The 26,128-nt window shown below is 69.5% G+C and carries 19 protein-coding genes; 13 read left to right on the top strand and 6 right to left on the bottom strand.

Translation table 11 applies throughout. The features are described from left to right. Window positions 1–195 precede the first annotated feature (195 nt). The 4 genes from ABS735_RS27000 (at window position 196) to ABS735_RS26985 (ending at window position 4,889) form a co-directional block, all read left to right on the top strand. A complete protein-coding gene (locus ABS735_RS27000) occupies window positions 196–1,407 on the top strand; it encodes an ROK family transcriptional regulator (protein WP_133886351.1) in 1,212 nt (403 codons plus the stop codon). A 133-nt stretch (window positions 1,408–1,540) separates the two neighbouring features. After that, a complete protein-coding gene (locus ABS735_RS26995) occupies window positions 1,541–2,647 on the top strand; it encodes an ABC transporter substrate-binding protein (protein WP_373903951.1) in 1,107 nt (368 codons plus the stop codon). 161 nt (window positions 2,648–2,808) lie between these two features. Next, window positions 2,809–3,600, top strand: coding sequence for an ATP-binding cassette domain-containing protein (locus ABS735_RS26990; protein WP_373903661.1), 792 nt, complete (start codon window positions 2,809–2,811; stop codon window positions 3,598–3,600). Then, complete coding sequence (locus ABS735_RS26985) at window positions 3,597–4,889, top strand: sugar ABC transporter permease (protein ID WP_373903662.1); 1,293 nt, start codon at window positions 3,597–3,599, stop codon at window positions 4,887–4,889. The genes ABS735_RS26990 and ABS735_RS26985 overlap by 4 nt, the downstream gene beginning before the upstream one ends. Window positions 4,890–4,990: 101 nt before the next feature. On the opposite strand, the gene ABS735_RS26980 is transcribed toward ABS735_RS26985, so the two are convergent. Next, window positions 4,991–6,502, bottom strand: coding sequence for a glycosyl hydrolase family 18 protein (locus ABS735_RS26980; protein ID WP_373903663.1), 1,512 nt, complete (start codon window positions 6,500–6,502; stop codon window positions 4,991–4,993). A gap of 453 nt (window positions 6,503–6,955) precedes the next feature. Between ABS735_RS26980 and dxs the strand changes: the two genes are divergently transcribed. Both dxs and ABS735_RS26970 read left to right on the top strand, forming a co-directional pair. Further along, a complete protein-coding gene (dxs, locus tag ABS735_RS26975) occupies window positions 6,956–8,884 on the top strand; it encodes a 1-deoxy-D-xylulose-5-phosphate synthase (RefSeq protein ID WP_373903664.1) in 1,929 nt (642 codons plus the stop codon). Between the two features lie 175 nt (window positions 8,885–9,059). Further along, window positions 9,060–10,562 carry an amino acid permease gene (locus ABS735_RS26970; protein ID WP_373903665.1) on the top strand — a complete coding sequence of 501 codons (1,503 nt, stop codon included), beginning with the start codon at window positions 9,060–9,062 and terminating at the stop codon, window positions 10,560–10,562. Between the two features lie 73 nt (window positions 10,563–10,635). On the opposite strand, the gene ABS735_RS26965 is transcribed toward ABS735_RS26970, so the two are convergent. Beyond that, complete coding sequence (locus tag ABS735_RS26965) at window positions 10,636–11,013, bottom strand: PIN domain-containing protein (RefSeq protein WP_373903666.1); 378 nt, start codon at window positions 11,011–11,013, stop codon at window positions 10,636–10,638. A gap of 91 nt (window positions 11,014–11,104) precedes the next feature. Between ABS735_RS26965 and ABS735_RS26960 the strand changes: the two genes are divergently transcribed. Next, window positions 11,105–12,130, top strand: coding sequence for a DUF8189 domain-containing protein (locus ABS735_RS26960; protein WP_373903667.1), 1,026 nt, complete (start codon window positions 11,105–11,107; stop codon window positions 12,128–12,130). Between the two features lie 61 nt (window positions 12,131–12,191). Here ABS735_RS26960 and ABS735_RS26955 read toward each other — a convergent pair whose 3' ends face one another. Continuing rightward, window positions 12,192–13,283 carry an LCP family protein gene (locus ABS735_RS26955; protein WP_373903668.1) on the bottom strand — a complete coding sequence of 364 codons (1,092 nt, stop codon included), beginning with the start codon at window positions 13,281–13,283 and terminating at the stop codon, window positions 12,192–12,194. Between the two features lie 526 nt (window positions 13,284–13,809). On the opposite strand from ABS735_RS26955, the gene ABS735_RS26950 reads away from it, so the two are divergent. The 6 genes from ABS735_RS26950 to ABS735_RS26925 all read left to right on the top strand — a co-directional run bounded on the left by ABS735_RS26950 (window position 13,810) and on the right by ABS735_RS26925 (window position 21,346). Continuing rightward, complete coding sequence (locus ABS735_RS26950; protein WP_373903669.1) at window positions 13,810–14,946, top strand: glycosyltransferase family 2 protein; 1,137 nt, start codon at window positions 13,810–13,812, stop codon at window positions 14,944–14,946. Beyond that, window positions 14,946–16,706 carry a polysialyltransferase family glycosyltransferase gene (locus tag ABS735_RS26945; protein WP_373903670.1) on the top strand — a complete coding sequence of 587 codons (1,761 nt, stop codon included), beginning with the start codon at window positions 14,946–14,948 and terminating at the stop codon, window positions 16,704–16,706. The genes ABS735_RS26950 and ABS735_RS26945 overlap by 1 nt, the downstream gene beginning before the upstream one ends. Window positions 16,707–16,798: 92 nt before the next feature. Continuing rightward, window positions 16,799–18,085, top strand: a complete 1,287-nt coding sequence (locus ABS735_RS26940; RefSeq protein ID WP_373903671.1) for a DUF6716 putative glycosyltransferase — start codon at window positions 16,799–16,801, stop codon at window positions 18,083–18,085. A gap of 82 nt (window positions 18,086–18,167) precedes the next feature. Next, window positions 18,168–19,370, top strand: coding sequence for a cytidylyltransferase domain-containing protein (locus ABS735_RS26935; RefSeq protein WP_373903672.1), 1,203 nt, complete (start codon window positions 18,168–18,170; stop codon window positions 19,368–19,370). A gap of 3 nt (window positions 19,371–19,373) precedes the next feature. Next, a complete protein-coding gene (locus ABS735_RS26930; protein WP_373903673.1) occupies window positions 19,374–20,288 on the top strand; it encodes an N-acetylneuraminate synthase family protein in 915 nt (304 codons plus the stop codon). Then, window positions 20,288–21,346: a hypothetical protein gene (locus tag ABS735_RS26925; RefSeq protein WP_373903674.1), complete on the top strand. Its 1,059-nt coding sequence runs from the start codon at window positions 20,288–20,290 to the stop codon at window positions 21,344–21,346. Before ABS735_RS26930 ends, ABS735_RS26925 begins: the two co-directional genes overlap by 1 nt. On the opposite strand, the gene ABS735_RS26920 is transcribed toward ABS735_RS26925, so the two are convergent. The 3 genes from ABS735_RS26920 to ABS735_RS26910 form a co-directional block, all read right to left on the bottom strand. After that, window positions 21,318–22,199 carry a DUF8189 domain-containing protein gene (locus ABS735_RS26920; protein WP_373903675.1) on the bottom strand — a complete coding sequence of 294 codons (882 nt, stop codon included), beginning with the start codon at window positions 22,197–22,199 and terminating at the stop codon, window positions 21,318–21,320. The two genes, ABS735_RS26925 and ABS735_RS26920, sit on opposite strands and share 29 nt — an antisense overlap. 460 nt (window positions 22,200–22,659) lie before the next feature. Then, the gene (locus tag ABS735_RS26915; protein WP_373903676.1) at window positions 22,660–24,789 is read right to left on the bottom strand and encodes a 3-hydroxyacyl-CoA dehydrogenase NAD-binding domain-containing protein; all 2,130 of its coding nucleotides are present in this window, start codon (window positions 24,787–24,789) and stop codon (window positions 22,660–22,662) included. After that, window positions 24,786–26,003, bottom strand: a complete 1,218-nt coding sequence (locus ABS735_RS26910; protein WP_373903677.1) for a thiolase family protein — start codon at window positions 26,001–26,003, stop codon at window positions 24,786–24,788. The genes ABS735_RS26915 and ABS735_RS26910 overlap by 4 nt, the downstream gene beginning before the upstream one ends. Window positions 26,004–26,128 lie beyond the last annotated feature (125 nt).

Genomic DNA, 26,128 nt, shown 5'->3' with positions numbered 1-26,128 from the left:
ACCCCCGGAACACTCACCCGCATGCCGCTCCCGGAGCCCCGGGGGCGGCATGCTCGTGTGCGGGGCCGCCCGCACGGGATACCCGGATGCGGTTCAACCTCTTGACGGTAGGTGACCCGAACGGCTCTGCTTAGGGTTCACTAGTTGCACATGGAAGGGGCCTCATCGAAGCGGCCCCGCGCGCAGGAGGTCGTCGTGGAGACTCCGGGGTCGCAGTCGTCGCTGCACCGAGCCAACCTGGAACGGGTCGTACGAGCGGTACGGCTCGCCGGTTCGCTCACGCAGGCGGAGATCGCGAGGACGACGGGCCTGTCCGCGGCCACGGTCTCGAACATCGTCCGGGAGCTCAAGGACGGCGGAACGGTCGAGGTCACACCCACCTCCGCGGGCGGCCGGCGGGCCCGCAGCGTCTCGCTGAGCGGCGACGCCGGGATTGTCATCGGCGTGGACTTCGGGCACACCCACCTGCGCGTCGCCGTCGGCAACCTCGCCCACCAGGTGCTCGCCGAGGAGTCCGAGCCCCTGGACGTCGACGCGTCCGCGGCCCAGGGCTTCGACCGGGCGGAACAGCTGGTCAGCCGGTTGATCGCGGCCACCGGCGTGGACCGCGCCAAGATCGCCGGAGTGGGTCTCGGCGTACCGGGGCCGATCGACGTGGAGTCCGGGACGCTGGGCTCCACCGCCATCCTGCCCGGCTGGGGCGGCACCCGGCCCGCCGAGGAGCTGCGGGGGCGGCTCGGCGTGCCGGTGCACGTGGACAACGACGCCAACCTCGGCGCCCTGGGCGAGCTCGTCTGGGGCAGCGGCCGGGGAGTGCGGGACCTGGCGTACATCAAGGTCGCCAGCGGCGTCGGCGCCGGTCTGGTGATCAACGGGAAGATCTATCGCGGGCCCGGCGGCACAGCGGGCGAAATCGGGCATATCACACTCGACGAGGCCGGTCCCGTCTGCCGGTGCGGAAACCGGGGTTGCCTGGAGACCTTCGCGGCAGCACGCTATGTGCTTCCGCTCCTCCAGCCCAGCCACGGCACCGATCTGACGATGGAGGGCGTGGTGCGGCTGGCGCGGGACGGTGACCCCGGTTGCCGTCGGGTGATCGCCGACGTCGGCCGCCACATCGGCAGTGGAGTCGCCAACCTCTGCAACCTGCTCAACCCGAGCCGAGTCGTCCTCGGCGGCGATCTCGCCGAGGCCGGTGAGCTGGTGCTCGGGCCCATAAGGGAGTCCGTCGGGCGTTACGCCATCCCCAGCGCGGCGCGCCAACTCTCCGTACTTCCCGGGGCCCTTGGGGGCCGTGCGGAGGTGCTGGGGGCCCTCGCCCTCGCCCTGAGCGAGATGGGCGATTCGACGCTCTTGGACGGATCTGCGACCGGCGCGCTGCCGGCGGCCACGCCTGCCTTCACTTAGAGCACGGATGGCACCGTTGTCATCTCGTTAAGGATTTACTTCTTGACGTCGCACGTGTGGCCGAGTTGACTTCCAGCCACCTCGGCCGCAACGTCGCGGCCTCGTCAGGGAGGTTTGTGAAGTGAACACGCGTATGCGTCGCGCCGCCGTTGCCATCGCCGCCGGTGCCATGGCCGTCTCTCTCGCCGCCTGTGGCAGTGCCAAGGAGTCCGGCGACGGCAACGACTCGTCCGACTCGGCCGCGAAGAAGAAGGGCGACGACATCACGGTCGGTCTGCTCCTTCCGGAGAACCAGACCGCGCGGTACGAGAAGTTCGACAAGCCCATGATCGAGAAGAAGGTCAAGGAGCTCACGAACAACAAGGGCAAGGTCGTCTACAACAACGCCAAGCAGGACGCCAGCCTGCAGAACCAGCAGGTCGAGACGATGATCACCAACAAGGTGGACGTGCTCATCATCGACGCGGTGGACTACAAGGCCATCGCCGGCTCGGTGAAGAAGGCCCACGACGCCGGCATCAAGGTCGTCGCCTTCGACCGTCTGGCCGAGGGCCCGATCGACGCCTACACCTCCTTCGACAACGTCACCGTCGGCAAGACGCAGGGCGAGGCGCTCCTGAAGGCGCTGGGCGACAAGGCCAAGGACAGCCAGATCGTCATGATGAACGGCTCCTCCACGGACCCGAACGCCGCCCAGTTCAAGGAGGGCGCCCACTCCGTCCTCGACGGCAAGGTGAAGATCGGCCGCGAGTACGACACCAAGGAGTGGAAGCCGGAGAACGCCAACGCCAACATGGACGCCGCGATCTCCGCGCTCGGCAAGGACAAGATCGACGGCGTCTACTCCGCCAACGACGGCATGGCGGGCGGCTCCATCACCGCCCTGAAGCGCGCCGGCATCACGAACATCCCGGTCACCGGCCAGGACGCCGAACTCGCGGGCGTGCAGCGCATCGTCACCGGCGAGCAGTACATGAGCGTCTTCAAGTCCTACCCGAAGGAGGCCGAGACCGCGGCCGAGATGGCCGTCGCGCTCGCCAAGGGCGAGTCGCTCGACTCCATCGCCAACGACAAGGTCGACAGCACCACGACCAAGGGCGTCCCCGCGGTCATCGTCCCGGTCGTCTCGCTGACCAAGGACAACATCAAGGAGACCGTCATCAAGGACGGCTTCTACACGATCGACGAGATCTGCACGGACAAGTACAAGGCCGCCTGCGACAAGATCGGCCTCAAGTAAGCGGATCCGCCTCCCGGGCCGGCTGAGCCGCCCGGGACCGGCCGCCCCGGCTCCTCCGGCGCCCCGCACTCATCAGCCCCGCAAGCTACGCGGGGCGCCGGACGGAACACCCCCCCAACAAACTTCTGCACAACCTCCCGCCGGGTCAGGCGGCGAAGGAGATGGTTCACGTGTCCGCTACGCCCGTGCTGGCGTTGCGCGGGGTCTCCAAGCGATTCGGTGCCGTCCAGGCGCTCACCGACGTAGAGCTTGAGGTCCACGCCGGTGAGGTGGTCGCCCTGGTGGGCGACAACGGCGCCGGAAAGTCCACGCTGGTCAAGACGATCGCCGGCGTGCACCCCATCGATGAGGGCGCCATCGAGTGGGACGGCAAGGCCGTCTCGATCAACAGGCCGCACGACGCCCAGAGCCTCGGCATCGCGACCGTCTACCAGGACCTCGCGCTGTGCGACAACATCGACGTCGTCGGCAATCTCTACCTGGGCCGGGAGGTCCGCAGGCGCGGCGTCCTGGACGAGGTGGAGATGGAGCGCCGCTCCCGCGAGCTCCTCGACACGCTGTCCATCCGCATCCCGAGCGTCCGTATCCCGATCGCCTCGCTCTCCGGCGGTCAGCGCCAGGTGGTGGCGATCGCCCGGTCCATGCTCGGCGATCCGAAGCTGGTCATCCTGGACGAGCCCACCGCCGCCCTCGGCGTCGAGCAGACCGCGCAGGTCCTCGACCTCGTGGAGCGGCTGCGCGAGCGCGGCCACGCCGTCATCCTCATCAGCCACAACATGGCCGACGTCAAGGCGGTCGCCGACAAGGTCGCCGTCCTGCGCCTCGGGCGCAACAACGGCGTCTTCGAGGTCAAGTCGACCTCGCAGGAAGAGATCATCTCCGCCATCACGGGCGCCACGGAGAACGCCGTGACCCGTCGTGCGGCGCGCACCAATGGGGAGATCAAGAAGTGAGCATCGACAAGACCTCCACCCCCGCCGAGGACCGCGCGGTGGAGAACCCCGCCGCGGCCTCCGGCGCGGCCACCGCGGTCGACCCGCGGCTGCTGGTGCGCGAGCAGGGCTTCGCGGGCTACATCAGTGAGTTCAAGCGGAAGATGAAGGCCGGTGACCTCGGGTCCATCCCGGTCGTCGTCGGACTGCTGATCATCTGGGCCATCTTCACCAGCCTGAACTCCAACTTCCTCACCGCCGGCAACTTCTCCGACATGTCGGTCGCCATGGTCGGCACCGGCATGATCGCCGTCGGTATCGTCTTCGTCCTGCTGCTCGGCGAGATCGACCTGTCGGTCGGCTCGGTCAGCGGTGTCGCGGGCGCCACCTTCGCGGTGCTGAGCGTCACGCACGGGATGAACGAGTGGCTCGCCCTGGTGCTGGCGGTCCTCACCGGCACCGTGGCCGGTGCCATCCACGGCTTCGTCTTCGCCCGCATCGGCGTGCCGGCCTTCGCCGTGACGCTGGCCGGACTGCTGTTCTGGCAGGGCTTCATGCTGCAGATCCTGGGCAGCAACGGCACGATCAACCTCGACTCCGAGGGTGTGGTCGTGAAGATGACCAGCTACTACTTCAGCGACGTGGCCGCCGCCTACGGACTGGCGATCGTCGTGACCGCGGGATACTTCCTCAGCGCGTTCTTCGACAACCGCCGCCGCGAGGCCGTCGGGATCCCCTCCCGGCCGCTGAACGAGATCATCGTGCGCACGGTGCTGCTCGCGATCCTGGCCTTCGCCGTGGCGATCGTCTTCAACCAGTACAAGGGCCTGCCGCTGGCCGTGGTGATCTTCCTGGCGTTCCTGCTGCTCACGGACTTCGTGCTGCGCCGCACCGCCTACGGTCGCAAGATCTTCGCCCTCGGTGGCAGTGTCGAGGCGTCCCGCCGTGCCGGTATCAACGTGGAGCTGGTCCGGATCTCGGTCTTCGCGATCGCCGGCGGCTTCGCCGCGATAGGCGGCCTCTTCGTGGCCTCGAAGATCGCCGCCGCCAACCAGGGCGCGGGCACCGGTGAGTTCCTGATGAACGTCATCGCCGCGGCCGTGATCGGCGGTACGTCCCTGTTCGGCGGCCGCGGCCGCACCTGGGACGCGCTGCTCGGTGTGATGGTCATCGTCTCGATCCAGTACGGCCTCGCCCTGGAGGGCATCGCCTCGCCGGTCCAGTACATGATCACCGGTGGCGTGCTGCTGGCGACCGTCGTCATCGACGCGATCACCCGCAAGACGCAGAAGACGGCCGGCCGCGCGTAGCTTCTCGCACGGCCGACGACGGTCCGCCCGCCCGCCCAGCTGAGCCCTGGGCCGGCGGGCGGACCGCTTGGTCGTCTCTCTGCTGTGAGCCTTGTTCCTTCTCAGCAGGCGCCGAGGTCCTGCCAGACGCCCCACTCGCCGGTGGTCCCGGGCTCCTCGCCGGTCGTCCACCACTTGGCCTTCCAGGTGTGCCCCTCGTGGGAGACCTGCTGCCCGCCGGTGTAGACGGCGCCCGAGTTCCACGGGGCGGCCGTGCACTGGTTGCCGTTGCCACCGGTGACGGTCAGCGAGTACGTGGTGCTGTGGCTGCCGGACGGGCTGGTGCCGGTGACGGTGACGGAGTAGGTCCCCGAGACGGCCTGGCCGGTGGTGGCGAGGGTCAGCGTCGACTGCCCGCCCGCCGTGACCGAGGCGGGGCTGAACGACGCGGTGACTCCCGCCGGGACTCCGCTCGCCTTGAGCTGCACCGTCTCCGCCTGGCCCGACTTCACCGCGGTCTTCACCGTGGTGGTGGCCGAGGCGCCCGCGGTCACCGTGCCGGAGGCCGGGGCGGCGGAGAGGGAGAAGTCGTTCTCCGGGGCGGTGCTGCCGCTGGTGAAGGGCGCGAAGATGTGCGAGAAGTCCCAGGTGTTCTGCTGGATGCCCGAGCAGTTGTCGGCCGCGCAGCCGCCGTTGTCCCGCTGGAGCGCCCAGAAGGAGAGCGTGTTGATGCCCTGCTCCACGGCCCAGTCGTAGACCGTGCGGGCGTTGTCCAGGGTGAAGGTCTCCGCCGGTCCGAAGTCGTCGACGCCGATCATCTCGATGACGCCGATCATGTGCCAGAGCTCGGCGGAGGACTTGTCCGGGTAGAGCCGGGCCAGCACGTCGTGCAGGCCCTGGGTGGCCGTCTGGGTGTCCCTGGCCATGTCGTGCTGCTGGTTGTCGTAGTAGTCGAACGTCATGAGGTTCACGACGTCGACCTCGGTGCCGTTGCGCACGGCGTTCTCGAGCAGGGCGACGCCGTTGCTCGCGAGGCCGCGGGTGGTCGTGGGCAGCGTGTAGGAGATCTCGATGTCGCGGCCGTTGTCGGCGGCCCAGTCCTGGACCAGCTTGATGGCCTTGTTGCGGCGGTCGATGCCCGCGGTGTTGTCCAGCGAGTCGATCTCGATGTCCATGTCCAGCCGGGTGACGTCGTAGGTCGTGATGACCTTCTCGTAGGCCGCGGCGATCTGCTGGACGTCGGTGCAGCTGTCGGCGATCTCGGTGCCGGTGGTGTCGGCCGTGTAGCCGCCGAATGAGGGGATGACGTCGCCGCCGTTCGCCTGGATGGTGTCGAAGTCGGCACCGAAGGTCGACTGGGCGATCGGCATCGACGTGTCGCCGTTCCAGTACGGCGTGCAGGAGCCCGCGGTCGCCGTCTGGAGGAAGGCCATGGTCAGGTGCTTGGCACCCGACTGCGCGGCCAGCGCGGCCGGGCTCTCGCCGGTCCAGGCCTCGAAGTAGGGGGCGAAGACCCGGTCCGGCAGCGGGGTCGCCGCCTGGGCCGTGCCGGTGCCGGACAGGGCGAGGCCCATCGCGGCCACGGTGGTGGCGGCCGCGGTGAGGGCCGCGCGGATGGAACGCATGCGTCTCATGTCAGTCCCGGTGTGTGTGGGGTGGAACGTCGATTCCCGTGCTGTGCTGGGGTGTTGCCGGGTACGGGGATATCGCCGGAGCACCGGGGGACGCAATGGTCTGGACCAAAATGGGACTAGACCAATCAGCCGGACCGGGCGTCACCGGGCCTGGACACCGTGCGCCCGGCGGACTGGACCACCCGGGTAAAGGTGTCCCCAAGCCGGACGACTCCGCCCGGGACGACGAGCCGCCGGCCGGGACGACGCGCCGCCGGCCGGGATGACGCGCCGCCGGCCGGGAAGACGTACGGCGGACCGGGGACACGTACGGCGGACCGGGGACACGTAGAACGGTCCGCCCGTGGGTAAGGCCGAACGCGTGACGTACGACGCACCGCCCGGACACGTTCCGCCGGAGCGGAACATTAGACTCGACGAGCCCGGCAACAGCTCTACTGCAAGGAGGCACGGGTGCCGCTGCTGACCCGCATCACGGGACCGCGCGATCTGGACCGGCTCAGCCTGGAAGAGCTGACCCAGCTGGCCGAGGAGATCCGCACCTTCCTCGTCGACGCCGTCTCCAAGACCGGCGGCCACCTCGGCCCCAACCTCGGCGTGGTGGAACTCACCCTCGCCCTGCACCGCGTCTTCGACTCGCCGAAGGACAAGGTGCTCTGGGACACGGGCCACCAGTCCTACGTGCACAAGCTGCTCACCGGCCGCCAGGACTTCTCGAAGCTGAAGATGAAGGGCGGCCTGTCCGGCTACCCCTCGCAGGCCGAGTCCGAGCACGACGTCATCGAGAACAGCCACGCCTCCACCGTCCTCGGCTGGGCCGACGGCATCGCCAAGGCCAACCAGGTCCTCGACCGCGACGACCACGTCGTCGCCGTCATCGGCGACGGCGCCCTCACCGGCGGCATGGCCTGGGAGGCGCTGAACAACATCGCCGCCGCCAAGGACCGGCCCCTCGTCATCGTCGTCAACGACAACGAGCGCTCCTACGCGCCCACCATCGGCGGCCTCGCCAACCACCTGGCGACCCTGCGCACCACCGACGGCTACGAGCGCTTCCTGGCCCGCACCAAGGAGGTCCTGGAGCGCACCCCGGTCGTCGGACGCCCCCTCTACGACACCCTGCACGGCGCCAAGAAGGGCCTGAAAGACTTCATCGCCCCGCAGGGCATGTTCGAGGACCTCGGCCTCAAGTACGTCGGCCCCATCGACGGCCACGACCTCGAGGCCCTGGAGTCCGCCCTCACCCGGGCCAAGCGCTTCGGCGGCCCGGTCATCGTGCACTGCCTCACCGAGAAGGGCCGCGGCTACCAGCCCGCCCTCCAGGACGAGGCCGACCGCTTCCACGCCGTCGGCAAGATCCACCCCGACACCGGCCTGCCCATCTCCACCTCCGGCGCCGACTGGACCAGCGTCTTCGGCGACGAGATGCTCAAGCTCGGCAAGGAGCGCGAGGACGTCGTCGCCATCACGGCCGCCATGCTCCAGCCGGTCGGCCTCGACAAGTTCGCCAAGGCCTTCCCCGACCGCGTCTACGACGTCGGCATCGCCGAACAGCACGGCGCCGTCTCCGCGGCCGGCCTCGCCCACGGCGGCGTCCACCCCGTCTTCGCCGTGTACGCCACCTTCCTCAACCGCGCCTTCGACCAGGTCCTGATGGACGTCGCCCTGCACAAGTGCGGCGTGACCTTCGTGCTGGACCGCGCCGGCGTCACCGGCACCGACGGCGCCTCCCACAACGGCATGTGGGACATGTCGATCCTCCAGGTCGTCCCCGGCCTGCGGCTGGCCGCCCCGCGCGACGCCGACCAGGTCCGCGCCCAGCTGCGCGAGGCCGTCGAGGTGGACGACGCGCCGACCGTGGTCCGCTTCTCCAAGGGCGCCGTCGGCCCCGCCGTCCCGGCCGTCGGCCGCGTCGGCGGCATGGACGTGCTGCGCGCCCCGGGCACCGACACCCCCGACGTCCTCCTGGTCTCCGTCGGCGCCCTCGCGCCGATGTGCCTGGAGGTGGCCGACCTGCTGAACAAGCAGGGCATCTCCACCACCGTCGTCGACCCCCGCTGGGTCAAGCCCGTCGACGAGGCCATGGCCCCGCTCGCCGAGCGGCACCGCGTGGTCGTCACCGTCGAGGACAACTCCCGCGTCGGAGGTGTCGGCTCCGCCGTCGCCCAGGCCCTGCGCGACGCCGGCGTCGACGTACCGCTGCGCGACTTCGGCATCCCGCCGCGCTTCCTCGACCACGCCTCCCGCGCCGAGGTCCTGGCCGAGATCGGGCTCACCGCTCCCGACATCGCGCGCCAGGTCACCGGTCTGGTCGCCAAGCTCGACGGCAAGTACGACCGTGCGGGCGCCGAGGTGGACCAGGTGGAGGCCGCGCGCGACTGACACCGCGCACTCGCGAACTCCGCAACCCCGCAACCCCGCACTGGGCCGGATGGGCCGGTTCCGCCACTCGTTGCAGTGGTGGAACCGGCCCATCCGCGTGAAATCGCCCACGCCGGGGCATACGCAGTACGCCCCCTCTCGATCATGTCGAGGACGACAAGCGTGGGAGGTCCCCGTGAGCAACACCCTCTTCAGGACCAAGAAGATCGAGCAGTCCATCCGTGACACGGAGGAACCGGAGCACGCGCTCAAGAAAACCCTGTCGGCGCTGGACCTGACCGTCTTCGGTATCGGCGTCGTCATCGGCACCGGCATCTTCGTACTGACCGGCACGGTCGCCAAGAACAACGCCGGACCCGCCGTAGCCCTGGCCTTCGTCGTCGCCGGAGTCGTCTGCGCGCTCGCCGCGCTGTGCTACGCCGAGTTCGCCTCCACCGTCCCGGTGGCCGGCTCCGCGTACACCTTCTCCTACGCCTCCCTGGGCGAACTGCCCGCCTGGATCATCGGCTGGGACCTGGTCCTGGAGTTCGCGCTCGGCACGGCGGTGGTGGCCGTCGGCTGGTCGGGCTACATCCGCTCACTGATGGACAACGCGGGCTGGCACATGCCCGCGGAGCTGGGCGGACGGGACGGCGCGGAAGGCTTCGGCTTCGACATCCTCGCCGCGGCCCTGGTGCTGGTGCTCACCGCCGTCCTCGTGCTCGGCATGAAGCTTTCGGCGCGGATCACCTCGCTCGTCGTCGCGATCAAGGTGGCGGTCGTCCTCATCGTCATCATCGCGGGCGCTTTCTTCATCAAGGGCGCCAACTACGACCCCTTCATCCCGAAGTCGCAGCCCGTCGAGGCGGGCGGAGGACTGCACTCACCACTGATCCAGCTGATGTTCGGCTGGGCGCCGGCCAACTTCGGCGTGATGGGCATCTTCACGGCCGCCTCGGTCGTCTTCTTCGCCTTCATCGGCTTCGACATCGTCGCCACGGCCGCCGAGGAGACCAGGAACCCGCAGCGCGACATGCCCCGCGGCATCCTCGGCTCCCTGGTCATCTGCACCATCCTGTACGTCGCGGTCTCGATCGTCGTCACCGGCATGCAGCACTACACCAAGCTCTCCGTGGACGCCCCGCTCGCCGACGCCTTCAAGGCCACGGGGCATCCCTTCTTCTCGGGCGTGATCAGCTTCGGCGCGGCCGTCGGCCTGACCACGGTCTGCATGATCCTTCTCCTCGGCCAGAGCCGGGTGTTCTTCGCGATGAGCCGCGACGGCCTGCTGCCGCGCTTCTTCTCCCACGTCCACCCGAAGTTCCGGACCCCCTACCGGCCGACCATCCTGCTCGGCGTCGTCATCGCGATCGTCGCCGGCTTCACCAGCCTGAGCGAGCTGGCCGAACTGGTGAACATCGGCACGCTCTTCGCGTTCGTCGTCGTCGCGATCAGCGTGATCATCCTGCGCAGGACCCGGCCCGACCTGCCCCGCGCCTTCCGCACCCCGCTGGTCCCGCTGCTGCCCATCGTGTCCGTGGCCGCCTCGCTGTGGCTGATGCTGAACCTGCCCGCCGAGACCTGGGTCCGGTTCGCCATCTGGATGGCGATCGGCTTCGTCGTGTACTTCTTCTACGGCCGGACCCACAGCCGCCTGGCCCGCGGCGAGGAGGCGCCGGCCGAGCCCTCCGGCCCGTAGCGCCACCGGTTCACCGCGTCGAGGCCCCGCACTCGGGCGAGTGCGGGGCCTCGACGCGGTACGCGGCCGGGTCTCACCCGGGCCGCACCGTCCTCGGCCCCGCCACCTGCGCACCCAGCTCCGTCACCCGGCGGCGCAGTTCACGGTCGGCCGTCACGACCAGGACGGGGCGGTCGCCCGCAGCCCGTGCGACCAGCTCGACCATGTGGTCGTCCCCGCTGCCGGGCGCGGACTCCACCCGTACGCCGGGCACGGACTCCACTCCGCGGGCCGCGCCCTCGACGACGAGCACGACCTCCACCGGTCCCTCCCGCCCCGGCACCCCGTCGACCGCCAGCCGGTCCCGCAACCGCTCCGCGGCCCCACGCCGGTCCCGCCACCAGCCGTCGGGCACCGAGCCGACGACGTTCGCGGCGTCGACGATCACGAGCAGTGGCGCGTTGTCTCCCATGCCGTCAGGGTCGCACGTACCGCCGACGGCCTCGCTGTCGACGCCGTACCCGATCGCCCGGAAGCCGACCACCCCGCTTAAAGTGATTAAGGTGAACGGCGACTGGCTTCTTCTCGGCCGCGACGGCCGCCTCAGCACGTACTTCCAGACGGACGACGCAGCTGTGTGGCGCGCCGAGTCCACGCCCGCCGGACGCTGGGTGCCCCCGCGCCGGGTCGGCGGCGACCAGGGACTTCGCCCCGGCGGCCTCGCGACCGGGCGGGGCACGGACGGCTACACCCATCTGGTCGCCTGGCGGCCCACCGGCGCCGACCGCTCCGGCCTCGTGCACACCACGCACTTCCGGCCGCTGCTCGCGCCCCTGGACTGGCAGCCGGTCGGCCACCCCGACAAGCAGGGCGACCGCACCGGTACCCCCGCCGTCGCGGTCGACGAGCAGGGACGCGCCCACGTCTTCGTCCGCAACGGGGGCGGCGGCCTGAGCATGGTCGCCCAGCGGGAGAAGGGCGGCTGGGCGCCGTGGCGGGACCTGCAGGGCAGCGACCTCCAGGAGTCGCCCACGGCCGTGACGACCCGGGCCGGCCTCGTCGAGGTGTACGCGCCGGTGGCGGGCGGGATCCTGCACTGGAGCCAGGAGAAGCCGGGCACCCGCATGGAGCTGGGGGAGAGCCTCGCAGCGCCGGTCCGCCCGGGCACCCTGCGCGCTGTGGCGACCTCCGCGGAGCACACCACGGTCTTCTTCACCGACGACGGCACCGGCGAGCTGTGCGTCTGGCGCCCCGGAGGGAAACCGACGCCCCTGCTGCCCGCCGCCGGCCCCGGTCCCGTGTCCGCCGTCAGCACCGTCATAGACGGCCACGACTGCACGGTGGTCGCGCAACGTTCGGCGGGCAGCGGCCGGGTCGCCTTCGCCGCGTACCCCTCGGAACTGGAGGAGGCGGGCGCGGCCTGGACCGAGTCGGGCCCCGCGCTGCCGGCCGACGCGACCGTGTCGCTGGCCCTGGACGCCGACGGCCGACTGGTGGCAGCGACCCTGTCCCCGTCGGGCGAACAGCTGCTGCTGACCCGGCAGAAGGACGAGGCGGGGCTGGCGCTGGGGGCGTGGGAGGCGGTCTGAGGCGACCGGCACCGGTACTGCCGGGGAACGCGAGGCCCAGGGTGCGTCGGGCGGCGGTGTCTCAGGAAGTCTTGCCGCCTGCGGGGGACTTCTTCGCCGACTCCGGGATCTCCTCGTCGCCGCGGATCGCCTTCCACAGGGTGGACGCCTGCGGCTCCGCGGCCACCACCCGGTTCGGGTCGATCTTGTCGTACGCCACCGGCAGCATGATGGTCTCCATGGTGGACGGGTCAACGCCGTTCAGGCTGCGGCCGAAGTCCGCCAGAGCGGTGAGCGAGGCGAGTTCGGAGTCGGTGGTCAGCGCCGCGGTGAGCGTGTCGGCGATCTTGTACGTCTTGGTCGGGCTGCCCAGCAGGTCCTGCTTCTTGATCTCGCTCAGCAGGGCGATCATGAACTCCTGCTGGAGTCCGATCCGCCCGAGGTCGCTGCCGTCCCCGACGCCGTACCGGGTGCGCACGAAGGCCAGTGAGTCCGTGCCGTTCAGCTTGTGCGTGCCGGCGGCCAGGTCGAGCCCGCTCGACTTGTCGTGGATGTCCTGGTCGACGGTGACGGTGACGCCGCCTATCGCGTCCACGAGGTCCTTGAAGCCCGCGAAGTCGATCTCCACGTAGTGGTCCATGCGGACCCCGGACATCTTCTCCACGGTCTTGACCACACAGGCCGGACCGACCTGCGAGTAGACCGAGTTGAACATCACGCGCTCGGCGGAGGCCACCTCGGAGCCGTCCGGCTTGGTGCACTCGGGGCGGGTCACCAGAGTGTCCCGCGGGATGCTGACGGCGACGGCCTCGGTGCGGCCCTCCGGTATGTGCATCACCAGTGCCGTGTCCGAGCGGGCTCCCGCGACCTTGCCGGTGTTCAGCTCGGCGTTGTCGCCCGCGCGCGAGTCGGAGCCGAGGATCAGGATGTTCTGCCCGGAGGTGGGCAGCTTCTCCGGCCGGTCCTTGCCGATGGCCTCATTGATGTCGACGCCGTCGATGTTGCCGTTGAGGTCGCTGTAGAGCCAGTAGCCGGTGCCGGCCGCGGCGAGCACGAGCACCGCGAGGGCCAGCAGGACGATACGGCCCCACCGGCGCCGGCCGCGTTCACGACCGCGGCGCCGACCGCGCGGTGGCGCCGAGCTGGAACGCGGTGTCGTCGAGACGTGGCTCATCCTGCCTGTGTCCTCACTGGTCGTGCCCCATGGGGGCTGCGGTGATGGGAGTGGGGACTCGGGTGGGGGGTGAGCCGGTCCGTACTGCCTGACTGAGCCTGAACTATAAGCATCCGGGCGATCGTTTGTGCGGAGAGTGTGATGTCTTCGTGACTACTGGGTGATTCCGGAGAGGCCGGCAAGTTCTGCCGGCGGGGTGCCGCCGGCAGGACTTGAGCTCGTTTCCTTATCGTCCGTTGATCTCTCTCGACTCCTGCTTCACTGCTACGAGGGGGCAAATTTATGGACAAACGGTGACGTCTGAGGTCTCTGTTCAGATCTTTTGTGGACAGGAAGTTGAAAGTGGTGTGAATATTCGGTGAGTGGCAGTGTTGCGTGCAAGGGGGTGCACTATGCGTGCCAAGGGGGCTGAGGTGCGGTTCGACGATGACGGTGCTGTCGAGTACGACCCCACTGTTGATGTTGTGAATCCGCCGACCGGCAACCGCCCGGCTGGCCCTGAGGTCATGGAGTCGAGGCGCCGCCGGTGAAACTTTCCGTCATCGTGCCGATGTACAACGTGCGCGACTACTGCGCCACGGCGCTCAAGTCCCTGGCGCTCAACGTGCGTGGCGACTTCGAGTTCATCGTGGTCGACGACTGCTCCACCGACGGCACGTTCGAGATCCTGCAGCGGGAGATACGTAAGGTTCCGGGCGGCGTGCTCCATCAGAACCCGCAGAACTCGGGCATCTCGTACACCCGCAACGCCGGTCTCCGTATGGCCCGGGGGAAGTACGTCGCGTTCCTCGACGGCGACGACTGGTTCGCGCCCGGCTACCTGAGCCAACTCGTCGCGACGATCGAGCACTTCGGCTGCGATTTCGTCCGGACCGATCACGTCCGCGTCGTCGGACGGAAGAGGGAGATCATCCGCTCGCCGCAGGCCGTGCGCAACACCATGCTGGCGCCGATCCGTTCGATCATGCCGGCGGACGCCTCGACGATGGTCGACTACCCACTGGTCTGGGCCGGCATATTCGACCGCGAGCTGCTCGCGCGCCGCGGGCTGCTGTTCTTCGACGAGAAGCTCCGCACCGCCGAGGACCGGATGTGGACCTGGCGCCTGCACCTGTACACGAGCTCCTACGTGGCCGTCGACCTGGCGGGCATCTTCTACCGGCGTGACGTCAGCACGTCCCTCACCCGTATTCCTGACGAGCGGCAGCTCGACTTCATCCCATGCTTCGAGCAGGTGGCGCACGAGGTGTCGGTGCATCCCTGGGGCGCTCAGATCATGCCCAAGGTGATCCGTACCTTCTGCGCCATGATGGCCATTCACCTCGACCGGGCCGACACGTACGAGCCGGAGGTCAGGGCCCTGCTCAAAAGCCGGGTGTCCCAGGCCCTCGACGGGCTGCATCAGGGACTGCTGGAGCGGACGCTCGGGGAGATGGGCGAGCGCCGGGCCAAGCTCATCAACTCCGTACGGGGGAGTGCCCCGGTTCCGCCCGCGTCCCACATCCAGGAACCCGTCGCGCCGCAGCGGCCCGAGTACCTGCGACAGGTGCCCGCCCCCGGGCAGCCGCGGGCCGGGCAGGCCGGGGGCCCGCAGGCGCAGGGTGCGTCGAGCGACCGGCGGGGCCCCGGGGTGAACCGGTACCGGGTCGGAGCACCGGTGTGATGACGCAGATTTTCGTCGCCTCCACCCTCTACGGGGCGCTGACCCTTGCCGCGGCGATCGACTCCGGTCAGTTCGGTGCGTCCGGCAGTGCCCGCCGCATTCTCGTCGTGTGCACCAACACCGAGATCCCGGAGGTCACCACTCCGCTCGACGCCATGGAGGGCTTCGGACCGCTGCGCTCGCGCTTCGATGTCGTGATCTCGTGGAACGAGGTGATCTACCCCTACCACCCCAGCATGTGGGACCCGCGCGGTGAGGACGTGCCGATGTGGCGCGAACTGCTCGGGCTGCGTTGGCAGATCGCGTACGGGCCGATGGAGCTCGTCGTCGAATCCATCCAGGTCAAGCCTGCGCTGACCTTCTGCAAGATCTTCCGTGACGCGCGGATCACGGTGTACGCCGACGGTCTGATGACGTACGGCCCCACGCGCAACGCACTGCCTCGCGACGTCCACACGCGTATCCGGCGCACCCTGTACCTGGACCTCATCCCGGGAATGCGGCCGCTGCTGCTCAGCGAGTACCGCGTGCCTCCCGAGCCGGTCGAACCGGGCGCGGTCCAGCGTGTCTTCGCCGAGCTCGGTGAGCAGTGCGCGTCGGCGCTGGCCTCGGTGATCCCGGCGCACTTCCCCTCCGGTCCCGGGGGCGCGGCGATGCTGCTCGGGCAGTATCTGTCCAGCCTGGGAATCCTCACCGAGGAGGAAGAGGAGGGTCTGCACTTGAGGATGTTCGAGGCGGCGGTCGAGCTCGGCTTCACCTCCGTGCTGTTCAAGCCCCATCCGAGCGCGCCGCAGAGCCTGACCGACTCCCTGGTGCGACGCGCCCAGGAGTCGGACGTCGATCTGCTGGTGCTGGAAACCCCCTTGCTCGCCGAGGCGGTGTACGGGTACGTCCGGCCCGTCGTCGTGATCGGCTGCTTCTCCACGGCACTGTTCACCGCACGCGCGGTGTACGGCATTCCGGCGGCCGCCGTGGGTGCCCGCGAGGTGCTGCGCAAGCTGCGCCCGTACCCCAACAGCAACCGCATCCCCGTCACCATCTGCGAGGTGGCACTGCCGGACCTGGAGGGCAACGGCTTCTCCGCCCCCGACCTCCTCGGCACTCCCGCCTGGGTGCGCGACGAACTCGCCGAGTACGTCGCGACGGTCGGGTACTGCATGCAGCCGGAGCGGAATCCGCACCTGCGGGACCGGGCCGTGGCGTATGTGGCACGCGTTCTTCCGCAGATGGAGGTACGCCCCGCGTTGCGGATGCACTTCAAACCGGACCTGCTTTACAAGCTCTCCCTGCCGGGTGCCCCCTCCGAAGCGGAGATGCGGGCCCTGGAGGCGGCCAAGAAGTCCCAGAAGGGCGCGGGCGGCGCCAAGGACGCGCCGCTCCAGGAGGAGGTGACGGTCGGTTCGTTCACGGAGCATCTGGAGGCGGGTGAACTCGACACCGCACGCCGTATCGGTGAGCAGATCCTCAAGGAACGCAAACAGCTGGACGTCCTGATCGGAATGGCGCGGATCTTCGTCCTGACGGAGGACGTGGAGCAGGCGAAGCGGATGCTCTCCCTCGCCGCCATGGCGGGTGACGAACGTGCGATGACCTGGATCAAGATTGCGGAGGTGGCCGCTCTGATGGGACGCCAAGGCAAGTCCCTGAGGGTTTTCGCGGCGCAGGAGGCGTTGCGCATCAACCCCGAATCCGGCGCGGCGGCACGGCTGGTGAAGGCACGAGGGGCTCGCAAAGCGGCCAAGGTCCTGACCGTCGGGTGAGACGGACGGCACGCCGTGATCCGGAAACTCGGACCACCCTCGCGTGCCGGCGGAACAAGTGACAGACGAAGACGATCGAAACGGCAGAGGCGATGCGCATCCACGTACTCGCCGACTCCGATACCCGATGGAAGTGGGGTGGCGAGTTGGCACAGCGGCTTCACCCCTATCCCGAGCTGCACGCCCACATGCTCAACGGCCGGTCCACTCCGACGGCGCGCCAGATGGAGGAGGTCGGAATCCGTACGGCCTCCATCTCGCACTCCTCCGTGGCCGAGTTCGTCACCGACCCGCAACTCGCGCTCGCCGACGTGCTGATCGTGGGGAGCGTGGGCGGCACCACGCAGGCCGTACTGCACGGTCTCACCCGCGCGTTCGGCGATGCCCCGCGCCGCCCGATCGTCGTCACCGGCTACGTCGGTGTGGTCTACGAGAACCTGACGGACGGCCTGCTGCTGCGGGCCGGCGCCGACGTCGTCCTGGCCAACAGTCCGTTCGACGCGCGCCGCTTCCGTGAGATCTACCGCGGTCTCGGCATCGGGGAGCACTGCGTCGTCCAGACCGCACTGCCCTTCCTCGCCGACCGCACGTACGACCCCGCGCGCACCGGCGCCACCCACCCCTTCACCGTCACGTTCGCGGTCCAGCCCTCCGTGCCGGAGGACCGGGAGGGGCGGCTCTACGTACTGCGGCGCGCCATCCAGCACGCCAGGCTGCGCCCGGGGCGCGAGGTGCTGATCAAACTGCGGTCCAAGCCGGGCGAGCAGACCACCCACATCGAGGCGTACCACTACGAGACCCTCGCCGAGCAGCTGGACGAACCGCTGCCGCCCAACCTGCACTTCGTGTACGGCAACATGGGCGAGGTCCTGGACCGCACCGACCTCATGGTGACCGTCAGCTCGACCGCGGCTCTGGAGTCGATGCACCGCGGCATCCCCACGGCCATCCTCAGTGACCTCGGGGTGCGTGAGCCGCACGGCAATCACTACTTCACCGGCTCGGGCTGCGTCGTCTCGTGGAACGAGATCGACGAGGACGCTTTGCCGTACGCCCGGCCGGGGTGGCTGGAGGAACAGGGCATCCTGGCCCGGGACCCGTACGCACAGCTCCGCGACCGGGTCGTCGGGCTGGTCAACGCGCCCGCGCGGCCGCCCATCCAGCCGTACTACACCATGCAGAACGCCCCCGGCTACCTGCCCAAACTGCTGGCCCGGCGAGGGCTGGACCCCCACGGCGAACCGCTGCCCCACGCCGCGGCCGCCGCCCGGGGCCGGCACGGACTCCTCACCCGGGCCTCCCGGAAGGCGCTGCGCCGCGCCTACCGGTTCGGAGTCCAGAACGTGGCTCCGCGCATCCAGCGCTGGGGCGGTCTGTAGACCCGCCCGGTCCACCCACCCTCGCTCTTCCCCCCACCGCTCACCCACCCGCCTGAATGAACGACGCGACATGAGGTCCGCTATGCCCGCATATCCACCAGAATGCACGGTGACCGCCGTGATCCCCGCCCGCGGCGGTTCCAAGGGGATCCCCGGCAAGAACCTCGCCCGCGTGGCGGGCGTCTCGCTGGTCGGACGCGCAGTGAGCGCCTGCCTGCGGGCGCGCCGGGTGACCCGTGTCGTGGTCTCCACGGACGCCGAGGACATCGCCGCCGAGGCACGCCTGCACGGTGCCGAAGTAGTGCTGCGCCCCGCCGAACTGGCGTCGGACACCGCGTCCAGCGAATCCGCGTTGCTGCATGCCCTGGACGCCGTCGAGGAACGGCACGGCGAGTTCACGGACGTCCTGCTCTTCGTCCAGGCCACCAGCCCCTTCCTGGCCACCGAGGACATCGAGGGCGTCGTGTCCGCCGTGCTCGACGGCGGTGCCGACTCCGCCTTCACGGCCTCCCCCTTCCATGGGTTTGTCTGGCGCGGTGTCCGCGACGGTGACACGCCCGCCCTCCTGTATGCACAGGGTGTCAACCACGACAGTGCCGAGCGGCTGCGGCGCCAGGACCGTCCCGAGGAGTTCCTGGAGACGGGCGCGGCCTACGCGATGAGAGCCCGGGGATTCAGAGACAAGGGGCACCGCTTCTTCGGCAACGTCGCAGCCGTACCGGTCGACCCGGCGCGCACCCTTGAGATCGACGACCCCGCGGATCTGGAGCGGGCCCGAGCGGTGGCGCCCATGATCGGTACGTCCGCCTTCCCGACGATCGAGGACGTGGACGCGGTCGTCCTGGACTTCGACGGCACGCAGACCGACGACCGGGTGTGGATCGACGCCGAGGGCAGGGAGACGGTCGTCGTCAATCGGGGGGACGGCATGGGAATCTCCCGCCTTCGCAAGGCGGGCGTACCGGTCCTCATCCTCTCCAGCGAGACCAACCCCGTGGTCGCGGCCAGGGCACGGAAGCTCGGCATCCCCGTCATCCACGGCGTGCAGAGCAAGGACGTCGAACTCCGCAAGTGGTACGAGACCGAGGGGATCGCCCCCGAGCGGATCCTGTACGCGGGCAACGACGTCAACGACCTGCCCTGTTTTGAACTTGTCGGCTGGCCCATCGCCGTGGCCGACGCCCACGACATCGTCCGTGAACAAGCACGCGCCGTGACCACGTCATGCGGGGGCTACGGCGTTGTCCGCGAAATAGCAGCACACCTTCTTGGAAAGGCTCTTTGAACCATGCACTACCCCCGTACCCGCACGATCGGTTCCCGCGCGGTCGGTCAGGGCGCACCGACGTATGTCATCGGTGAGATCGGCATCAACCACAACGGCGAGCTGGAGAACGCCTTCAAGCTGATCGACGCCGCCGCCGAGGCCGGCTGCGACGCCGTCAAGTTCCAGAAGCGCACCCCGGAGATCTGCACCCCGCGCGACCAGTGGGACATCGAGCGCGACACCCCCTGGGGCCGGATGACGTACATCGACTACCGCCACCGCGTGGAGTTCGGCGAGGACGAGTACCGGCAGATCGACGAGTACTGCAAGTCCAAGAACATCGACTGGTTCGCCTCCCCGTGGGACACCGAGGCCGTCGCCTTCCTGGAGAAGTTCGACGTCCCCGCCCACAAGGTCGCCTCCGCCTCGCTGACCGACGACGAGCTGCTGCGCGCCCTGCGCGCCACGGGCAAGACGGTCATCCTCTCCACCGGCATGTCCACCCCGAAGCAGATCCGCCACGCGGTCGAGGTCCTGGGCAGCGACAACATCGTGCTGTTGCACGCGACGTCCACCTACCCGGCGCAGGCCGAGGAGCTGAACCTGCGTGTGATCAACACGCTGGAGCGGGAGTACCCGAACGTCCCGATCGGCTACTCCGGCCACGAGATCGGCCTGCAGACCACGCTGGCCGCGGTCGCGCTCGGGGCCTGCGTGGTGGAGCGCCACATCACCCTCGACCGCGCCATGTGGGGCTCCGACCAGGCCGCCTCCGTCGAGCCGCAGGGCCTGTCCCGCCTGGTGCGCGACATCCGCGCCATCGAGGCCTCCCTCGGCGACGGCGTCAAGAAGGTCTACGACTCCGAGCTGGGCCCGATGAAGAAGCTGCGAAGGGTCGCGGGTGTGGTCGCGGAATCGGTGGCGCAGGTCGCGTGATGAGAACCCTCGCCCTGGTGGAGAGCCCCGCCCAGCTGCTGAACGTGGCGGAATGGGCGTACTTCGACCACCAGGGCGGGGGCGCCGCCGTGGATGTGGCGGTTCTGCTTCCCCTGGATCCGTGGTCCAGGGTGCAGCTGGTCCGGGTCGGGGAGCTGGCCACGGACAGCGGGCTGGTCATCACACCCTTCGAGGTCAGGTCCGGCACGGTCGGCCGGATACGCCGGATCGGCGCCGTCCGCAAACTGGTCGCACAGGCCGAACGACTGGTCGTCGGTGATCTGTTCTCCGGCATGGTGCAGACGCTGCTGCCCTCCGCGAAGGCAAGGGAACTGGTCATCGTCGACGACGGGACGGCCACCACGGAGTTCGTGCGCGTCATGGCCGAGGGCCGCAGCCTGGCCCGCTGGCACCAGCAGGCCGGTTCGGCGGGACGCGGCAGCCGGGCCCTGGACTGGCTGTCCGCGCCCTCGCTGCGGAGGTCGCTGTTCACCTCCATGGAGGTCGCCGCGCCGCCCGGTATCCAGGTCGTGCCCAACGACTACGCGTGGATCCGGAGGCGCTTCACCCGTCCGACGGTCCGCACCGGTGCCGACCTGCTCGGCACCTCCCTGGCCGAGACCGGCATCGTGAGCGAGGAGCGGTATCTGCAGGCCGTGAGCGCCATCGTGCGCGCACGGGGTGTGGGCCGGTACCTGGCCCACCGCAGGGAGAGCCGCGAGAAGCTCCGGCGCATCTCCGCCACCACCGGTGTCACGGTGCTGCGGCCCGATCTGCCGCTGGAACTGATGGCGGCACAGGGACCTGTCGGGCACACCCTCCTGACGTTCCCCTCAACCGTCGCCCACACGCTGCCGATCGTCCTGCGCGGCACGGGCGTCCGGGTGGAGATCTGCGAGGTCCACGAGTCGTGGTTCACCTCGCACACGACCTCGCACGCCGCCGACTTCCTGCGGGCCATGACGGAGTCCGCGAAGGGGCGGCACGGCCTGCCGAGCATGCGCCCGGACTTCGGTCAGGAACCGGGGTTCACAGCCGGCGCCACTGCCCCAGGCTGAGCCCGGAGGACGACGACTGACGGGTCACGTACGGGGATCCGTCGGTGGAGACCATGGCCAGGACGATGCGGCCGAGCGCGTCGAGCGCGACCGCGGGAGCGCCGACGCAGGGACGGCCGATGTCGGCCCACTGCACGCCCCATTCCTCGGCGTTGGTGACGAAGGCGCCGAAGATCGGACTGCCGGCCACTCCCCGGTGGGCGAGGACCGTGCAGTCCTGTCCCTCGATCGTGGTGCGCAGAGCCGACGGGGCGTCACCGCCCGGGGCACCGCCGATCTGTACGACCGATCCATTGGGGCGGATGGCCAGCAGACTGGAGGAGTAGGCGTCGGCCACGTAGTACGTCAGCTGGTCCTCGGACGTTTCCAACGCCACTCCGGTACCCGGGACCAGCGTCACGGCGACGTCCTCGCGGCGCTCGAACTCTCCGCCGCGCACAGCCTGTTGCCAGTGGTGGGCGGGCTTGTCCGACGCCGCGAGGACGCCGATCCGTCCCTTGGACGTCACGCCGACGGTGAGGCCCTCGTGCAGGGCGCTGCCGCGCAGATCCTGCCAGGCCCGCCACTTGCCGGACTTGTCCTCGTGGCGCAAATGCAGGCCCCGGCCCGCGTTGCGGACGAAGACGTGGAGGGTGCCGGCGGTGTCGACGGCGCCCGTGGGGTACCCCAGCCGGGGATGCCGGTCGTCCGCCTCCTTGTACGGATTGGCGAGAGCGCGCCAGTCGTTGAGCGGTCGGCCCGACTGGTACTGCATGGTGTACATCAGATCGGTGGTGGTGCGGCCGTCGTCGTGTCGCCGGGTGCGGTGGGCGAGGAAATGCAGGTAGTGGTCGGCGCCTTGAGTGATCGACACGTGACTCAGTCCCGGCGGCAGGGGAAGGATGTCCGGCCCCAGCCACTCGGGGCCGCCGGGGCGCACCTCCGTCCATCGCCTCAGGACATCGGCTCCCAGGGCGAACAACGTGAGACGCCCGTCCGCTCCAAGAGTGACCCACTGCCCCTCGACCGGGCTTTGGGCGCCGGCACCCGAAGACGCCGGGGCGTCAGCCTTGGCTCGGGGTGCGCGTCGCGCACTCTTCGCCCTTCCCCCCATGATGTGTTGTTGTCCTTCCGTCGCCCGGGGCGGCCCCCCAGAAAGGCGACCAGGATTGGCACATTCTATGCCGTGAGCGTTTCCATAACGTCACATAGTCTCCACATTGTGATCGATCTCTAGTTTCCTTTCCGCGGATTGTTCTTTGGCAGTTCCTGTGGAAAGGCCGGTGCCCGGCGCACCGAAAGGTGTGCGCCGGGCACCGGGGGACGAGTACGCGTTACGCCGGAACCGACGCCACCCCCGCCTCCAGGAACCGCTTCCCGTTCACCCGCTCCGAGACGCCCTCGCGGTCCAGGTACGGCGTGATGCCGCCCAGGTGGAAGGGCCAGCCGGCGCCCGTGATCAGGCAGAGGTCGATGTCCTGGGCCTCGGCGACGACGCCCTCGTCGAGCATCAGGCCGATCTCCTGGGCCACCGCGTCCAGGACGCGGTCGCGGACCTGCTCCTCGGTCAGGACGGAGTCGCCCTGCTTGAGGAGGGCCGCGACCTCCGGGTCCAGCTCGGGCTTGCCGCTGTCGTAGACGTAGAAGCCGCGCTTGCCCGCCTCGACGACCGCCTTCAGGTTCGGGGAGACCGTGAAGCGCTCGGGGAAGGCCCGGTTGAGGGTCTCCGAGACGTGCAGGCCGATGGCCGGGCCGACCAGCTCCAGGAGGACCAGCGGGGACATCGGCAGGCCGAGCGGCTCGACCGCCTTCTCCGCCACCGCGACCGGCGTGCCCTCGTCGATGACGTTCTGGATCTCGCCCATGAAGCGGGTCAGGATGCGGTTGACCACGAACGCCGGGGCGTCCTTGACCAGGACCGCGGTCTTCTTCAGCTTCTTGGCGACGCCGAACGCCGTGGCCAGCGAGGCCTCGTCGGTCTGCTCGCCGCGGACGATCTCCAGGAGGGGGAGGATCGCGACCGGGTTGAAGAAGTGGAAACCGACGACCCGCTCGGGGTGCTTCAGCTTCGACGCCATCTCCGAGACGGAGAGGGAGGAGGTGTTGGTGGCCAGGATGGCGTGCGCGGGCGCCACCGCCTCGACCTCCGCGAAGACCTTCTGCTTGACGCCCATCTCCTCGAACACGGCCTCGATGACGAAGTCCGCGTCGGCGAAGCCCTCGGCCTTGTCCAGGACGCCGGTCACCAGGGCCTTGAGGCGGTTCGCCTTGTCCTGGTTGACGCGGCCCTTGCCGAGCAGCTTGTCGATCTCGGCGTGGACGTAGCCCACACCCTTGTCGACGCGCTCCTGGTCGATGTCCGTCAGGACGACCGGCACCTCCAGGCGGCGCAGGAAGAGCAGCGCGAGCTGGGAGGCCATCAGACCGGCGCCGACGACGCCCACCTTGGTGACCGGACGGGCCAGGTTCTTGTCCGGGGCGCCCGCGGGGCGCTTGGCGCGCTTCTGGACCAGGTTGAAGGCGTAGATGCCGGAGCGCAGTTCGCCGCCCATGATGAGGTCGGCGAGGGCCCGGTCCTCGGCGTCGTAGCCCTGCTGGAGGTCGCCGTTCTTGGCGGCGGCGATGATGTCCAGGGCACGGTAGGCGGCCGGGGCGGCGCCGTGCACCTTGCCGTCGGCGATGAAGCGGCCCTTCGCGACGGCCTGGTCCCAGGCCTCGCCGCGGTCGACCACCGGACGCTCGACGGTGATCTCGCCCTTGAGGACGGACGCCGTCCAGATCAGCGACTGCTCCAGGAAGTCCGCGCCCTCGAAGATCGCGTCCGCGATGCCGAGCTCGTGGACCTGCTTGCCCTTGAGCTGCTTGTTCTGGTTGAGGCTGTTCTCGATGATCACCGAGACGGCCTTGTCGGCGCCGATCAGGTTCGGCAGCAGCGTGCAGCCGCCCCAGCCGGGGACCAGGCCGAGGAAGACCTCGGGGAGCGAGAACGCGGGGAGGGCCGCCGACACCGTGCGGTAGGTGCAGTGCAGGCCGATCTCGACGCCGCCGCCCATGGCCGCGCCGTTGTAGTACGCGAAGGACGGCACCGCCAGGTTCGCCAGGCGCTTGAGGACGTCGTGGCCGCCCTTGCCGATGGCCAGCGCGTCCTCGTGCCGCTTCAGCAGCTCGACGCCCTTGAGGTCGGCGCCGACGGCGAAGATGAACGGCTTGCCGGTGACGCCGACGCCGACGATGTCGCCGTCCGCGGCCTCCTTCTCGACCTGGTCGATCGCGGCGTCGATGTTCGCCAGCGACTGCGGGCCGAGGGTGGTCGGCTTGGTGTGGTCGTGGCCGTTGTCCAGGGTGATCAGCGCGAAACGACCGGCGCCCAGGGGCAGGTCGAAGTGGCGTACGTGCGCCTGCGTGACGACCTCGCCGGGGAACAGCTCGGCCGCACCCTTCAGCAGCTCTGCGGTGGTGCTCACTTGTCCCCCTCGAAGTGCGGGTTCTCCCAGATGACCGTCGCGCCCATGCCGAAGCCGACGCACATGGTGGTCAGGCCGTAGCGGACGTGCGGCTGCTCCTCGAACTGGCGGGCCAGCTGCGTCATCAGACGGACGCCGGAGGAGGCCAGCGGGTGGCCGAAGGCGATGGCGCCGCCGTACTGGTTGACGCGGGCGTCGTCGTCGGCGATGCCATAGTGCTCCAGGAAGGCGAGGACCTGGACGGCGAAGGCCTCGTTGATCTCGAAGAGGCCGATGTCGGAGATCGACAGGCCGGCCTGGGCCAGGGCCTTCTCCGTGGCCGGGATCGGGCCGTAGCCCATGACCTCCGGCTCTACGCCCGCGAAGGAGTACGCGACCAGGCGCATCTTGACCGGCAGGTTGTTCTCGCGGGCGAAGTCCTCGCTCGCGATGAGGGACGCGGTCGCGCCGTCGTTCAGACCGGCCGCGTTGCCCGCGGTGACCCGGCCGTGCACGCGGAACGGCGTCTTGAGGCCCGCCAGGTTCTCCAGCGTGGTGCCCGGGCGCATCGGCTCGTCGGCGGTGACCAGGCCCCAGCCCGTCTCGCCCGCCTCCTCGTTGGTGCGGCGCACCGAGATCGGCACCAGGTCGGCCTGGATCTGGCCGCCTGCGTACGCCTTGGCGGCCTTCTCCTGCGAGCGCACCGCGTACTCGTCGGCGCGCTGCTTGGTGATGCTCGGGTAGCGGTCGTGCAGGTTCTCGGCGGTCATGCCCATGAACAGGGCGGACTCGTCGACCAGCTTCTCGCTGACGAACCGCGGGTTCGGGTCCACGCCCTCGCCCATCGGGTGGCGGCCCATGTGCTCGACACCGCCCGCGATCGCGACGTCGTACGCGCCGAAGGCGACGGAACCGGCCACCGTGGTGACGGCGGTCAGGGCGCCCGCGCACATGCGGTCGATGGAGTAGCCCGGGACCGAGGTGGGCAGGCCCGCCAGGATGCCGGCGGTACGGCCGATGGTCAGGCCCTGGTCGCCGATCTGCGTGGTCGCGGCGACGGCGACCTCGTCGATCTTCTTCGGGTCGAGACCGGGGTTGCGGCGCAGCAGCTCCCGGATCGCCTTCACGACCAGGTCGTCGGCGCGGGTCTCGTGGTAGACGCCCTTCGGGCCCGCCTTGCCGAACGGGGTGCGGACGCCGTCGACGAAGACGACGTCCCTGACGGTACGAGGCACGATGGCTCTCCTCCAGGGTGCGGGATGGCACTGCTGCGGCACGCATGCACTGAGCGCGCGCTCAGGCCCATGCTACTTATGAGTAACGTAGCTGCCCAGTCCCCCCGCCCCAAGCGGCGAACGTC

Source organism: Streptomyces sp. MMCC 100, from assembly GCF_041538145.2.
Lineage (GTDB): Bacteria > Actinomycetota > Actinomycetes > Streptomycetales > Streptomycetaceae > Streptomyces.
The sequence above is the reverse complement of the archived record's forward strand: the minus strand, read 5'-3'. Positions and strand labels throughout refer to the sequence as shown.

Coding starts and splice junctions, on each gene's coding strand:
- ABS735_RS26995 (WP_373903951.1), top strand. CDS start 1,541: ATGCGTCGCGCCGCCGTTGCCATCGCCGCCGGTGCCATGGCCGTCTCT.
- ABS735_RS26990 (WP_373903661.1), top strand. CDS start 2,809: ATGGTTCACGTGTCCGCTACGCCCGTGCTGGCGTTGCGCGGGGTCTCC.
- ABS735_RS26980 (WP_373903663.1), bottom strand. CDS start 6,502: ATGAGACGCATGCGTTCCATCCGCGCGGCCCTCACCGCGGCCGCCACC.
- ABS735_RS26965 (WP_373903666.1), bottom strand. CDS start 11,013: ATGGGAGACAACGCGCCACTGCTCGTGATCGTCGACGCCGCGAACGTC.
- ABS735_RS26955 (WP_373903668.1), bottom strand. CDS start 13,283: ATGAGCCACGTCTCGACGACACCGCGTTCCAGCTCGGCGCCACCGCGC.
- ABS735_RS26945 (WP_373903670.1), top strand. CDS start 14,946: ATGACGCAGATTTTCGTCGCCTCCACCCTCTACGGGGCGCTGACCCTT.
- ABS735_RS26940 (WP_373903671.1), top strand. CDS start 16,799: ATGCGCATCCACGTACTCGCCGACTCCGATACCCGATGGAAGTGGGGT.
- ABS735_RS26935 (WP_373903672.1), top strand. CDS start 18,168: ATGCCCGCATATCCACCAGAATGCACGGTGACCGCCGTGATCCCCGCC.
- ABS735_RS26930 (WP_373903673.1), top strand. CDS start 19,374: ATGCACTACCCCCGTACCCGCACGATCGGTTCCCGCGCGGTCGGTCAG.
- ABS735_RS26925 (WP_373903674.1), top strand. CDS start 20,288: ATGAGAACCCTCGCCCTGGTGGAGAGCCCCGCCCAGCTGCTGAACGTG.